This is a genomic window from Pseudomonas sp. OV546, from assembly GCF_900116845.1.
In the GTDB taxonomy this organism is placed as follows: domain Bacteria; phylum Pseudomonadota; class Gammaproteobacteria; order Pseudomonadales; family Pseudomonadaceae; genus Aquipseudomonas; species Aquipseudomonas petroselini.
Genome location: NZ_FPCE01000003.1, coordinates 69740 through 83504, shown reverse-complemented (window position 1 = coordinate 83504; position 13765 = coordinate 69740). Strand labels below are relative to the sequence as shown.

13 protein-coding genes are annotated in these 13765 nt (G+C 61.3%); 3 read left to right on the top strand and 10 right to left on the bottom strand.

What is annotated here, in order from left to right; all coding sequences use genetic code 11:
* Positions 1-22 precede the first annotated feature (22 nt).
* Positions 23-1801 (top strand): acyl-CoA dehydrogenase C-terminal domain-containing protein, encoded by a 1779-nt coding sequence (locus BM403_RS08360; RefSeq protein ID WP_015886200.1) that lies wholly within the window; start codon positions 23-25, stop codon positions 1799-1801.
* Between the two features lie 226 nt (positions 1802-2027).
* Here the strand turns inward: BM403_RS08360 and BM403_RS08355 are convergent, their stop codons facing one another.
* Entirely contained in the window at positions 2028-2927 is a 900-nt protein-coding gene (locus BM403_RS08355; protein ID WP_015886199.1) for a LysR family transcriptional regulator, read from the bottom strand.
* Positions 2928-3136: 209 nt separating this feature from the next.
* On the opposite strand from BM403_RS08355, the gene BM403_RS08350 reads away from it, so the two are divergent.
* Positions 3137-4405, top strand: a complete 1269-nt coding sequence (locus BM403_RS08350; protein ID WP_093542444.1) for an aspartate aminotransferase family protein — start codon at positions 3137-3139, stop codon at positions 4403-4405.
* Between the two features lie 185 nt (positions 4406-4590).
* The gene (locus BM403_RS08345) at positions 4591-4749 is read left to right on the top strand and encodes a YqaE/Pmp3 family membrane protein (RefSeq protein WP_010207008.1); all 159 of its coding nucleotides are present in this window, start codon (positions 4591-4593) and stop codon (positions 4747-4749) included.
* 5 nt (positions 4750-4754) lie between these two features.
* Here BM403_RS08345 and pqqE read toward each other — a convergent pair whose 3' ends face one another.
* From pqqE to BM403_RS08300, 9 genes are all read right to left on the bottom strand, one after another.
* A complete protein-coding gene (pqqE, locus tag BM403_RS08340; protein WP_093542442.1) occupies positions 4755-5885 on the bottom strand; it encodes a pyrroloquinoline quinone biosynthesis protein PqqE in 1131 nt (376 codons plus the stop codon).
* The gene (pqqD, locus tag BM403_RS08335; RefSeq protein ID WP_093542440.1) at positions 5878-6153 is read right to left on the bottom strand and encodes a pyrroloquinoline quinone biosynthesis peptide chaperone PqqD; all 276 of its coding nucleotides are present in this window, start codon (positions 6151-6153) and stop codon (positions 5878-5880) included. Before pqqD ends, pqqE begins: the two co-directional genes overlap by 8 nt.
* On the bottom strand, positions 6150-6902 hold the full coding sequence (gene pqqC, locus BM403_RS08330) for a pyrroloquinoline-quinone synthase PqqC (protein WP_015886195.1): 753 nt from the start codon (positions 6900-6902) through the stop codon (positions 6150-6152). The genes pqqD and pqqC overlap by 4 nt, the downstream gene beginning before the upstream one ends.
* 11 nt (positions 6903-6913) lie before the next feature.
* Positions 6914-7825: a pyrroloquinoline quinone biosynthesis protein PqqB gene (pqqB, locus tag BM403_RS08325; RefSeq protein WP_015886194.1), complete on the bottom strand. Its 912-nt coding sequence runs from the start codon at positions 7823-7825 to the stop codon at positions 6914-6916.
* Positions 7826-7891: 66 nt separating this feature from the next.
* The gene (gene pqqA / locus BM403_RS08320) at positions 7892-7966 is read right to left on the bottom strand and encodes a pyrroloquinoline quinone precursor peptide PqqA (RefSeq protein ID WP_003194766.1); all 75 of its coding nucleotides are present in this window, start codon (positions 7964-7966) and stop codon (positions 7892-7894) included.
* 159 nt (positions 7967-8125) lie between these two features.
* Positions 8126-10459, bottom strand: coding sequence for a pyrroloquinoline quinone biosynthesis protein PqqF (gene pqqF, locus BM403_RS08315; protein ID WP_093542438.1), 2334 nt, complete (start codon positions 10457-10459; stop codon positions 8126-8128).
* Between the two features lie 59 nt (positions 10460-10518).
* On the bottom strand, positions 10519-11313 hold the full coding sequence (locus tag BM403_RS08310; protein ID WP_015886192.1) for a carbon-nitrogen hydrolase family protein: 795 nt from the start codon (positions 11311-11313) through the stop codon (positions 10519-10521).
* Between the two features lie 10 nt (positions 11314-11323).
* Positions 11324-13027, bottom strand: coding sequence for a flavin monoamine oxidase family protein (locus BM403_RS08305; RefSeq protein ID WP_015886191.1), 1704 nt, complete (start codon positions 13025-13027; stop codon positions 11324-11326).
* A 146-nt stretch (positions 13028-13173) separates the two neighbouring features.
* Positions 13174-13620, bottom strand: coding sequence for an Lrp/AsnC family transcriptional regulator (locus tag BM403_RS08300; RefSeq protein WP_043206337.1), 447 nt, complete (start codon positions 13618-13620; stop codon positions 13174-13176).
* Between the last annotated feature and the right edge of the window lie 145 nt (positions 13621-13765).

Sequence of the window (13765 nt, the reverse complement as noted above, 5' to 3'; positions counted from 1 at the left end):
TCACGTTCTCACGAGGTTTGCCATGGCTGATTACAAAGCGCCGCTGCGTGATATGCGCTTCGTCCTCAACGAAGTCTTTGAGGTCGCCACCACTTGGGCCCAATTGCCGGCATTGGCAGACACCGTTGACGCCGAAACCGTAGAGGCCATCCTCGAAGAAGCCGGCAAGGTCACCGCCAAATCCATCGCCCCGCTCAGCCGCGGTGGCGATGAACAAGGTTGCCGTTGGGACAACACGGCAGTGTTCACCCCGGACGGTTTCCCACAGGCCTACAAAACCTACGCCGAAGGCGGCTGGGTGGGTGTGGGCGGTGATCCTGCCTTTGGCGGCATGGGCATGCCCAAGGCCGTGTCGGCCCAGGTCGAAGAGATGATCAACTCGTCGAGCCTGGCGTTTGGCCTGTATCCGATGCTGACGTCCGGCGCCTGCGTGTCGATCAACACCCACGCCAGCGAAGACCTCAAGGCCACCTACCTGCCGAAGATGTATTCCGGTGAATGGGCCGGTTCCATGTGCCTGACCGAGGCGCATGCCGGGACGGATCTGGGGATTATTCGGACCAAGGCCGAGCCACAGGCGGACGGTTCCTACAAAGTCAGCGGCACCAAGATCTTTATCACCGGGGGGGAACATGACCTCACCGAAAACATCATCCACCTGGTACTGGCCAAGCTGCCGGACGCGCCGGCGGGTCCGAAGGGCATCTCGCTGTTCCTGGTGCCGAAGTTCATGGTGAACGCCGACGGCAGCCTGGGCGAACGTAACACGGTGAGCTGTGGTTCCATCGAGCACAAGATGGGCATCCAGGCGTCGGCCACCTGTGTGATGAACTTCGACGAAGCCGTGGGTTACTTGGTCGGCGAGCCGAACCGTGGTCTGGCGGCGATGTTTACCATGATGAACTACGAGCGTCTGGGTGTGGGTATCCAGGGCCTGGCGTCCGGCGAGCGTTCCTACCAGAACGCGATTGAATACGCGCGCGACCGCGTGCAAAGCCGTGCACCCACCGGCGCCCAGGCCAAGGACAAGGTGGCCGACCCGATCATCGTGCACCCGGACGTGCGTCGCATGCTGCTGACCATGAAGGCCTCGAACGAAGGCGGCCGTGCGTTCTCCACCTACGTGGCGACGCAACTGGACATCGCCAAGTTCAGTGAAGATGCTGTTGCCCGCGAGCGTGCGGATAACCTGGTGGCATTGCTGACGCCGGTGGCCAAGGCGTTCTTGAGCGACCTGGGCCTGGAAACCACCGTGCTGGGCCAACAAGTGTTTGGCGGCCATGGCTACATTCGCGAGTGGGGCCAGGAGCAACTGGTGCGGGATGTGCGCATCACCCAGATCTACGAAGGCACCAACGGTATCCAGGCGCTGGACCTGATGGGGCGCAAGATCGTTGGCAGTGGCGGGGCGTTCTACACCTTGTTTGCCGATGAGATCCGCGCGTTCATCGCCTCGGCGGGGCCCGAGCTGGCTGAGTTCACCAAACCGCTGGGCGTGGCGGTGGATAACCTGGATGAGTTGACCGCCTGGGTGCTGGACCGCGCCAAGACCAACCCGAATGAAATCGGCGCGGCGTCGGTGGAGTACCTGCACGCCTTCGGCTACATGGCGTATGCCTATATGTGGGCACGCATGGCCAAGGCCGCGCTGGGCAAAGAGTCGGAAGAAGACTTCTACGCCAGCAAGCTCGGCACCGCGCGTTTCTACTTTGCCCGCCTATTGCCACGTATTCATTCGCTGAGTGCGTCGGTAAAAGCCGGTAGCGAATCATTATTTTTGCTGGATGAAGCCCTGTTCTAAGGGCTTGGAGGGCGTGTAAGCATTCTCTTACATGACGTGCTGCTATTCGTCCTCTATCGCCAGATTGGATCCACCGATAATCTACTTCACATGGACGTCGCGCAGGAAGCGCAAAGCAACAACACGGACACGTAGGATTCTGCCAGGATGGCGGAGTGAAATGGATGTCAGGGAAACAGTCTGCAAAGCCCCGCTTCGGCGGGGTTTTCTTTTGCCCGCGAAAAAGTCAGGCGATGACCTGCGGGGCATTCATCACGTCTTCCAGCAACGTGCGCAGCAACGCCACCGTCGCCTGCTGGCGCTGCACATCGCGGCACACCAAGCCCACTTTCAGCGGCACCCTGGGTTCACTCAAGGGTTTCCACAGCAGCGACTGGCTATTGTGTTCATCCTGGGAACGTCCCGGCAGCACCGTCGCCAGTTTTGTGTGAGGCAAGCTGTCGAGAATCCCCACCATGGTATTCAGTTCCGCCTGTACTTGCGGGCGGCGTCCGAGGTTGGCCAGTTGGCCCTGCCAGATCTGACGGACCTGAAACTCTTCGCCCAGCAGCAACATCGGCAACTCGGCCGCCTGCTTCAGCGAGACTTTCTTGAATTCGCGCAAGGGATGGTCCTCGGGGATCACCACCTTCAACTCATCTTCGTACAACAACACGCCGTGCAGCCCTGGTTGGCGTGGCGGCAGGTAGCTGATGCCGATGTCCAGCGAGCCATTCAGTAAGCGCCGCTCAATCTCAAGTCCGGTCAATTCGTAGATCTGCACCACCAGGTGCGGCTGGGCCTTGCGCACGCGCTCGAGCATCTGCGGCACCAGGCTGGTGTGCACGGTTTGCAGCACGCCGATGGCCAGCGTGCGCATCGCCTGACCCTTGAAGTTGCGCAACGCTTCCACCGCCTGTTGCAGGCCATCGATCAGCGGCAGGGCGTGGTTGTACAGTGTATGCGCCGCCAGTGTCGGGAGCAGGCGCTTGCTGCTGCGCTCGAACAGGCTGACATCCAAGTTCTGTTCCAGCTGGCGAATCTGTTGCGACAGCGCCGGCTGGGAGATCGACAGGCGCTCCGCGGCACGGCCTACGTGGCCTTCCTCATACACCGCGACGAAATAACGCAGTTGCTTGAAATCCATAAGGCTTACTTATCGAAAAAGCTGGAAAAACGAAATGGCTGTTGGCCCCTGAGGCGCCTAGTCTAGCGCCTATTCGCAGGGCTTACAGGGCCGGATCGGGCAATGAACAGCGTTTATGTTGATAGCGTTTACATAGGCAAGGCAAACAATCTTCAACCAGGTTACACCGCGCGTACCGACCAAGGTCCGGTTGCCAGCAGGGGTGAGGTGTGAACCTGTTCAATATGCGCCGCGCGGCGCCGAGCCTGGACGACCTGATCCTCGATACGCCAGGCGACAGCGCTTCCAGCGAAGCGCTGATGCCCACGGTGGCGCGGCCGGCTCAAGTATTTGTGCGTGGCCAGGGTTCCTGGCTGTGGGACAGCGACGACCGCGCGTACCTGGACTTCAGCCAGGGCGGCGCCGCCAACAGCCTCGGCCACAGCCCGCAGGTATTGATCAAGGCGTTGGCCGACCAGGCGCAGGCGCTGATCAATCCGGGCCACAGCTTGCATAACCGCACACAACTCAACCTCGTCGAGCGCCTTTGCCATCGCACCGGCAGCGACCAGGCGTACCTGCTCAACAGCGGTGCGGAAGCCTGCGAAGCCGCGATCAAACTGGCGCGCAAATGGGGCCAGCTGCATCGCGGCGGCGCTTACCGCATCATCAGCGCGAGCAGTGGTTGCCATGGTCGCAGTTTCGCGGCGATGTCGGCGTCGGCTGGGGCCATTGAAAACCGATTTGAGCCGCAATTGCCGGGCTTCAGCCACGTGCCGTTCAACGATCTGTCGGCGCTGCATGCCGCCGTGGATGCACAGACCGTCGCGATCATGCTCGAACCGATCCAGGGCGAAGCCGGCGTAATCCCCGCAACGGAGCACTACCTCAAGGGCGTCGAGCGCCTGTGCCGTGAACTGGGGATCCTGCTGATCCTCGACGAAGTGCAAACCGGCATAGGCCGCTGCGGCACCTTGCTCGCTGAACAGCAATACGGCGTACGTGCCGACATCATCACCCTCGGCAAAGGCCTGGGCGGCGGCGTGCCCCTCGCAGCGTTGCTGGCGCGTGGCACAGCCTGTTGTTTCGACGTGGGCGAACTGGAAGGCACGCATCATGGCAATGCGCTGATGGCGTCGGCCGGGGTTGCCGTACTCGATACGGTGCTGGAGCACGGCTTTCTGGAGCAGGTGCGTGAGTCCGGGCTTTACCTCGGTGAAGGCCTGGCCCGCCTGGCCTACCGCTATGACCACGGTCAATTGCGTGGTCACGGCCTGATGTGGGGCCTGACGCTGTCGGATGATTCTGCGGACGCTGTCGTAAAGGCTGCACTGCACGAAGGCCTGATCCTAAACGCCCCGCAACCGAACTGCCTGCGCTTCACCCCGGCCCTGACAGTCAGCAAAAGCAACATCGACGAAATGCTCCTGCGCCTGGCCCGCGCCTTCTCCCGCGTGCGCACCGCACAGCTGCAATGCCGCAAGGGCATCGCCGTTTAATCCCCTATTCCTGAACCGTCTCGCGGCCTACGCGGCGCCTCCGGCCTGATTCTTTTGGCCGGGGGCGTTTTTTTGTCTGTGTAACAACGATGGATGGCCCAACGCCAGATCCCACTGAACCCTCACGAACCGCCAAGGTCGATTAGCTACACGGCTCACACGAGCCGATTTTTTGGAGCTGACCCATGGACATCATTCGTATCATCATCGCCATTCTGCTGCCGCCACTGGGTGTGTTCCTGCAAGTGGGTTTCGCCGGCGCGTTCTGGCTGAATATTCTGCTGACCCTGTGCGGTTACTTCCCGGGCATCATTCACGCGGTCTACATCATCGCCAAGCGCTGAGGCCCTCAGCCTTTTGCGATGAGTCGTGAATTGCGCTCATTGCGAAAGGCCAACTGTTCGATGGTCTGGGTAGCATGTTCAGCTTCTTCCCGTGCTTGAAGGATGATGCCGTGCTGCTCGGACTTGCTGCACACCGGGTCGGCATTGCTCGCATCCCCCGTGAGCATGAAGGCCTGGCAACGGCAGCCGCCGAAGTCCTTTTCCTTCTCGTCGCAGGAACGGCACGGCTCGGGCATCCAGTCGTAGCCGCGAAAACGGTTGAAGCCAAATGAGTCGTACCAGATGTGCTGCATGCTGTGGTCGCGCACGTTGGGAAATTGCACCGGCATCTGTCGGGCACCGTGGCAGGGCAGGGCGGTGCCGTCTGGCGTGACTGTCAGAAAAATACTGCCCCAGCCGTTCATGCAGGCTTTCGGGCGCTCCTCGTAGTAATCCGGGGTAACGAAGATCAGCTTGCATGGGTGGCCTTCGGCTTCCAGCTTGGCGCGGTATTCGTTGGTGATGCGTTCGGCGCGCACCAACTGTTCCCGTGTCGGCAACAAGCCCACACGATTGAGCTGCGCCCAGCCGTAGAACTGGCAAGTGGCGAGTTCTACGAAGTCTGCCTCAAGTGCAATACACAGCTCGATGATGCGGTCGATCTTGTCGATATTGTGCCGATGGGTGACAAAGTTCAGCACCATCGGGTAGCCGTGCGCCTTCACCGCGCGAGCCATTTCCAGCTTTTGCGCGAAGGCCTTTTTCGAGCCGGCCAGCAGGTTGTTCACCTGTTCGTCGCTGGCCTGGAAACTGATCTGGATATGGTCGAGACCCGCCTTCTTGAAGTCGCTGATCTTCTGCTCGGTCAGGCCGATGCCGGAAGTGATCAGGTTGGTGTAGAACCCCAGCTTGCGTGCCTCTGCGATCAGCTCGACAAGGTCCTGGCGCACCAAGGGTTCACCGCCGGAAAACCCCAATTGCGCAGCACCCATTTCGCGGGCTTCGCGAAACACTTTGATCCACTGCTCGGTACTCAGCTCCTTACCCTGCTCGGCAAAATCCAGCGGGTTGGAGCAGTACGGGCACTGCAACGGGCAACGGTAAGTCAGCTCGGCCAATAGCCACAGTGGCAACCCGATGGCTGGCTTTTCAGGCAAGGGTGATCCAGTGCTCAGCACGGGCGACCTCCATGAATTGCTCGATGTCTTCGCCGAGCTCCGGCACGCCGGGGAATTGTTTACCCAGCTCGGCAATGATTGCAGCCACGTCACGCTCGCCGTCGATCAAGCCGCCGATCAGCGCGGCGCTGTCATTGAGCTTGATCATGCCCTCAGGGTAGAGCAACACATGGCCTTTTTGCGCCGGTTCGTACTGGTAGCGATAGCCCTGGCGCCAGGTCGGTATTCTGCTGCGATCAAAGCTCATAGGGGGATCCCTTTATGCCACACCCGCTGCTCGGTCACGCTGTGATACGGCGGGCGTTTGAGTTCGTAGGCCATGCTCATGGCATCCAGCATGCTCCACAGGATGTCCAGTTTGAACTGGAGAATTTCCAGCATGCGCGCCTGGCCTTCGCGGGTGGTGTAGTGCTGCAGGGTGATGGTCAGCCCGTGCTCCACATCGCGCCGGGCTTGGCCGAGGCGAGTGCGGAAGTATTCGTAGCCGGCTGGGTCGATCCAGGGGTAATGCTGCGGCCAGCTGTCGAGGCGCGACTGGTGGATCTGCGGCGCGAACAACTCGGTCAGCGAGCTGCTGGCGGCTTCTTGCCAACTGGCGCGGCGGGCGAAGTTGACGTAGGCATCCACTGCAAAACGCACACCGGGCAAGACCAATTCCTGGGAGCGCAGTTGGTCCGGGTCGAGGCCGACCGCCTGGCCCAGGCGTAGCCAGGCTTCGATACCGCCGTCCTCACCGGGAGCGCCATCGTGGTCGAGCAGGCGCTGGATCCACTCACGACGGATCTCACGGTCCGGGCAGTTGGCCAGGATCGCCGCGTCTTTCAGCGGGATGTTCACCTGATAGTAAAAACGGTTGGCGACCCAGCCCTGGATTTGCTCGCGGGTCGCGCGGCCTTCGTACATCGCCACATGGTACGGGTGATGGATATGGTAGAAGGCGCCCTTGGCCCGCAGGGCTGCTTCGAATTCGACGGGTGTCATCGGCGTGTCAGTCATCTCGTCAGCTCCTACAGTTCAATGCTCATGCCGTCGTAAGCCACTTCGACATTGCGCCGCACCAATTCCGCTCGCTCGGGGGAGTCTTCATCGAGGATCGGGTTGGTGTTGTTGATGTGGATAAGTACCTTGCGCTGTTCAGGCAACTGCTCCAACACGTCGAGCATGCCGCCAGGGCCGTTTTGTGCCAGGTGGCCCATTTCGCGGCCGGTACGAGTGCCGACGCCACGGCGCTGCATTTCGTCGTCATCCCACATCGTGCCGTCCACCAGCAGGCAGTCGCTGCCGGCCATGATTTCCAGCAACGGCGCGTCGACCTTGCCCAGGCCCGGGGCGTAGAACAGCTTGCCGCCGGTGCGCAGGTCTTCGACGATCAGGCCGATGTTATCGCCTGGGTGCGGGTCGAAGCGGTGTGGCGAGTAAGGCGGCGCGGCGCTGCGCAGTGGCAGTGGGGTGAAGCGCAGGTTGGGGCACGCCGGGATGGTGAAGCTGGCGTCCAGCTCGATGCGGTTCCAGGCCAGGCCGCCGTTCCAGTGGGTGAGCATGGTGAACAGCGGGAAGCCGGTGCTCAGGTCTTCATGGACCATGTCGGTGCACCACACCTGGTGTGGGCAGCCTTCGCGCAGGCTCAGCAGGCCGGTGGTGTGGTCGATCTGGCTGTCCATCAGGATGATCGCGCTGATGCCGGTATCACGCAGGGCGCGACCGGGTTGCATCGGTGCAAAACCTTGCAGTTGCGCGCGGATATCCGGCGAAGCGTTGCACAGCACCCAGTTCACGCCATCGTCGGAGATCGCGATGGACGACTGGGTACGCGCCTGGGCCCGCAGGCTGCCATCACGAAAACCTGCGCAGTTCACGCAGTTGCAGTTCCACTGCGGGAAACCACCGCCGGCGGCGGAACCTAGAATCTGGACAAACATGGCAGCTCCATCAAGCTCAAAACAAAAACGCCCCGGGCGAACCGAGGCGTTGTATTACCCAGCGGATTAACGGCTGGCGAAGTACATGGTGACTTCGAAACCGATGCGCAGATCAGTGTAAGCAGGTTTGGACCAGGTCATATTCTTACTCCTACGAAGGGATGGGACGTTCACTACCAAGCAATACATATAGTCCACCTCCAGTCGGAGATGTTCAGCTTTGTGCGTAGGAATGTTACTCAATTCTTTTCAAGTTAGCGCTGTCTTGGCGGAAAAAGCTTTTTGCAGGGGCGGCAATGATCAGTCAGCCGCTTGCCAGTCATCACTGATGCGCGGGCCATTGGCCACGCAGTGCCAGCCGCCGGCAGCGTCGTTCAATTGCTGGGCGGCGCGCTGCAGTGCTTCTCGGGTAGAGGTTTGGATGTGGGTCTGAAGGTGTTCCAAGTAGCCCGGTGGATGGCCCGCCAGATGCGCATGCCACAGCAGTTCGGCGGCTTGGGCGTTGGGCAGTGTCTGCGCTGAGAACTGCTGCGCCAGGACCAGGCTGCCCAGATCTTCGTTGCTGTTGATCAGCGCCGGCAGTTGTTTCAGGAAGGTGTTCAGGTGATCAGCAATGCCTTCCAGGGAGACGCTGGGGGATTGCACGCCGAATAGCAGGCCGGTCTGGCCGTTTATCTGTCGGATGCCGCTGAATACGGCGTAGCCGATTTGCAGCTCTACGCGCAGGCGCTGATAAAACGGCCCCTGAAGCAGATGGCTGAGCAGTCGCCATGCGGCTTCGTCCTCCAGCGACGCGCTCGGTGTCGGGCAAAACAGCAACAGGGCGGTTTCGGTTGAGTCGGTTTCCACCGAGTGCCAGATACGTTGGCCGCTGAGGGGGGGGACTACGGGGTTGAGGTTCGCCGGCTGCCCTGGCAAACGGGTCACCGCTGTTTTGATCGCGGCTTCATTCGCTGCGGAGAAGCCCAGCCCCAGGCCTTGCCACGATGTCGAGTCGGAGGTGTTCGCGCTGCAGCAAGCGGGCAGCGCCTTTAGCAAGGCTCGGATGGCAATCATGGGCGGCGAGACGGTTGGGGCAGCCTGCGGTTCGCCCAGGCGTTGCGCCAACACCTCCAGCACGGCTGGGATGGGCTCCTGCAGCCCGACCATCTTCACCAGCCCGTCATTGCCCAGGCTTTCGAACGACAAGTCGACACCCGCCTGCCCGGCATTTTCACGCAACGACTGTACTGCGCTTTCCAAGCCAGACGGGGCAGACTGCCATTGCAGATACAGGGCGCCTTCATCATTGTCACCCGTCAGTGCCTGGCTGAAGACCAGCGCCGATACATCACGACGTCCTCGGGAGCGATCCTGGGCAAAGGTGCGCAACCCTCGGTGGGCGCTGGTCTGGCCGCGAATCAGGCCGGCGCGTTCTTCCTTGACCGGTGGACGCAGGAACGGATTGTTCGGCGGCAGTTGCCACGTGTGCGCGGCGGGTGGCAGGTGCAGTGACTCGAGCATGATCCTGAGGGCAATGACAGCCTGTTCCGAGAGTGCCTCGCTGTCGTGTCGCGCCAGTGCCAGGGCGCCTTGGGTCTGTTGTTGGCGAGCGGCCAGCAAGGCGAACTCTTCCCGCAAGGCTGTCCAGTCGCTGTGTGCGAAAAAGCTCAACCAGTCGTGCAGCAACGCCTCGATTTGAGTCGCCGATTCACCAGGACTACTGAGCGTAACGTCGATATCCAACACGGCTTGCCCGGCGAAGTGATACAGCACCGACGCCTGCAGTGCGCTGGCCAGCTCTTGAGTTTTCAGTTGCGCCAGCAACCCGCCGGGTGCCGAGGCGTTGAGCCAGGTGCAGAGGAATTCCAGTGCTTCACGCGGAGCGTTACAGGTGATGACGTGGTGCAGGTGATCATTGGCGATGTGCTGATAGCGCTGCGCTTGCCCCTGCATCAATGCCGGTGGCGCGGAGTGTGGGCGAAGAGGTCCTGAGGTCAGTTGCTCGCTGAACTGCTGTGCCAAGCCTTCCAGCGCTTCCAGCGGCTGTGGACCTGCCAGGCTCAAGGTCATCTGGCCGCTCTGATAGAACTGCGTGTGGAATTCCCGCAATGCCTGCTGAAACGCCTCACGTTCCACCGGCAGGCTGTCGCGGTTGCCCGCATGAAAACCCCGCAGCGGGTGGTCAGCCGCCAGCCCCTCCAGTAACGCGATCTGCTGCTGCGCCTTGGCATCCTGAGACCAGGCGACAAACTCGGCGTGCAGCACTTCGCGCTCGCGCAGTTGATCCTCCAGCGTCAGGCGCGGGTGGGTCAGCATGTCCACCAACCGCTCCAGCCCACCGGAAAACGTCGCGACCGGCAGTTCAAAGAAGAACTCCGTGGTGCGCTCGCGGGTGCTGGCATTGACCTGGCCGCCATGCCGTTGCACGTAGGCCATCAACCCTTCGCTCGTGGGAAAACGATCGGTACCGAGGAACAGCAGGTGTTCGAGGAAATGTGCCAGCCCCGGCCACGCCAGCGGCACGTCATGGCTGCCGGCCGCCACCCGCAGAACGGCGGCACAACGCTTCAAGCGCGGCGCATGTTGCAAGGCTACCCGCAAGCCGTTGGCCAGGGTCAGGTGAAGGTGATGAGGGTGGGCCGGCGCAGGCATGGGCACTTCCGAAACGTAGAATGTGCCCATGTTAACAAACCGCTCACAAACCGGCTGGATCAGGGCTTGTGCAGTGCACCGTATAACTCGGGGCGACGATCTTGCAGGTAGTGATTGGCAGCACGGGCGTCGAGGATCGACTGGCGATCCAGCTCACCGACGATCAGCGCTTCATCCAGGCCCGCCTGGGCGATGCGCAGGCCATTCGGCGCGGCGATGCTGCTTTGCCCGCAGTACTGGATCTCGCCTTCGTGCCCACAGTAGTTGGCGTAGGCCACATAACATTGGTTTTCAAAGGCCCGTGCCCGCACCGTGACATCGGCGACAAAGTCGAACGGCACCATATTGGCGGTGGGCACCAGGATCAGTTCGGCGCCTGCGAGGGCCAGGCGTCGGGTGTTTTCCGGGAACTCCAGGTCATAGCAGATCAGGAAGCCTAGTTTCCAACCGTTGAGCTCCACCAGCGGGAAATCATCGTCGCCGGCGCTGAACATCGAATGGTCCAGGTCACCAAACAGGTGAGTCTTACGGTAGTTGCACAGGCGCTGGCCGTGGGCGTCAATCAGCTGCACGGCGTTGTAGATCTGGCCGTCCTCGGCGCGCTCCGGGTAACCGTACAGAATCGCCAGCCCGGCGCTTTTGGCCAGTTCGCCAATCGCCTGCGCCGACGGTCCGTCCTGTGCCTCGGCCAAGGCGCCAACGGCCTCGGCGCCGATGTTGTAGCCGCTCAGAAACATCTCCGGCAGCACCAGCACGTCGGCGTCGGACGCCTCGTGGGCCAGTTGGTGCAGGCGCTTGAGGTTGCCGGCCACATCCAGCGGCAACGGTGGGCATTGGTACAGGGCGACGCGCATGCTCAACTCCTTAATCGGCCAGGGCGATTGGCCCGATTTCATCGAATACATCACCCGGCCCTGGGTTCTCGGGGTGGGTGCTGCCACCGAAGTGAGTCATGATGCCCCACACCGCGTTCAGCGAGGTTTGCACCGCGCCTTCCACCCAGGCTGGGGTCCAGGACACATCATCACCGGCGATAAAGATCCCACGTTGTTCGGCGGGCATGTCCTTCTGCATGAAGTGCGCATACATCCGCTGGTTGTAGCGATAGTGGCCGGGCAACGCGCCTTTGAAAGCCCCGAGGAAGTGTGGGTCGGCTTCCCAGGACACGGTGATCGGGTCACCGATGATGCGCGCCTTGATATCGACCTTCGGGTAGATCTTGTTCAGGGCGTCGAGGGCCAGCTTCACGCGTTTGTCGATGGGCTGCGGGAGCATTTTCAGCGCGTCACTCATCCACGAGTACGACAGACAGATCACGCCAGGCTTGTCGTCGCCATTGTCGAACAGGTAAGTGCCACGGGTGAGGCGATCGGTCAGGGTCATGCTCATCAGGTCGCGGCCGGTTTCGGGGTCTTTGTCCTTCCAGAACGGGCGATCGACCATCACAAAGGTTTTTGATGACTGCATGTAACGCGTGCGGTCCAGGGCCATCCACATCTTTTGTGAGAACAAGGTTTCGTCGCACTCGATCTGGGTGGTCAGCAGCCAGCTCTGGCAGGTGGTGAGCACGGCGGCATATTCGCGGGTGTCGCCGTAGTTGTCGGTCACCGCGAAACGGCCGTCGGCCGCGTGGGCAATGCGCTTGACCCCGGCGCGCGGTGCGCCACGGTGCAGCGAACTGAGGCTGGTGCCGGCCGGCCAGTGGGCGCACTGCTCCGGTACATGGCGCCAGATGCCCATCGGCACTTGGGCAACGCCGCCGACCACCAAGTGCTGGTGGTCGTCGCAGTTGGTCATGACCACGCGGAAGATTTCCAGCATTGAGTTGGGGAAATCCGAGTCCCAGCCGCCCGTGCCGAACCCGACCTGGCCAAACACTTCACGGTGATGGAAGGACAATTTGGCAAATGCCTCGGAGGTGGCGACGAAGTCGTAGAAGGTGCGGTCGTCCCACAACGGCACCAACGTGTTCCACAGTTCTTTGAGGCGCGGTACGTCACGGTCGCGGATGGCTTGCTGGATATCGCCGAACTGCGAGCCGGCTTCCAGGGCGTCCGCCCAGGCGTCAGCCACTTCCTGGAACAGGACCGGCAAATCGGAGAGTTTCTGTGCGTAGTGAGTCTGGCCTTCGAGGTCGATCACGGTGCTGCCGGACGCCGGGGTCAGCGGGTTGGGGAAGGGTTTGGTCTCCAGGCCGAGCTTGTCCACATAGTGGTAGAAGGCGGTGGACGACACCGGGAAGCGCATGCCACCCAACTCGGCGATGATGCCTTCGGCGCCCTCAAAAGCCTGGGAGCGCAAACGACCGCCCATTTTCGAGGCTTCGTACACCACCGGCTTGAGGCCCAGTTTCATCAACTCATAAGCAGCTACCAGGCCTGCAATCCCGGCGCCGACGATTGCCACTTCGGCGCCATGATTGGCGACGGGGATGCTGCCCAGGCCTGCAGGGTGTTCAATCCAGTCATCGAAGGCAAACGGAAAGTCCGGACCAAAGATGGTGATGGGTTTCTTGCCGTCGGCGGGGTGGCGATTGGTCTTGCTGAGGGTGCTGGACGGAATGCTCATGGCTGACCTTACTGGCGACATCGGCGGATGTGACCCGCTGAGTATAGGAAAAGATGGCAGCCAGTTTAGGGCGTGTAGCGTTCGTTAATAAGACGCAAAGTGTCGTCGAATTGATCTGTTTTTAGTCAGAATGACGAGCGTGGTGATCAGATTGGTTGTCCGCGATCCAATTTGTTACTGAGGATGATTGAGGTGGTGGTTTTCTCCACCCCGTCGACGCTGCCGATCTGGTCCAGCAATTGGTCCAGCTGTTCAGGCGAATCAGTGCGCAGCCACGCGACGTAATCGAACTCGCCACTCACCGCGCATAACTGTTGCACCTGGGCCATAGCACTCAGCCTGCGCAGCACGTCCTTGCCCGAGCGCGCCTGCACGGTGATGCCGACGTAAGCCTGCAAGCCACCGTCGACCACACGTTGCCCGAGGCGCACGCCATAACCGGTGATCACCTGGGTTTTCTCCAGGCGAGCCAGGCGCGACGTCACGGTAGTGCGCGCGATGCCCAACTGCCGGGCGAGCATGGCCACGCTTTCGCGGGCGTTGAGCTGCAGGGCGGCTATGAGTTGGCGATCGATTTCATCTAGGGCGGGCAAGGTGGGCTCCAGAGTGTAGGCGGTGACGGGAAGCATATTACAGGCTTCCAGACACACAAAAGCCGCGCAATGCGCGGCTTTCAAGATGGTGGGCCCAGTAGGACTCGAACCTACGACCAAGGGATTATGAGTCCCCTCTGCAAAT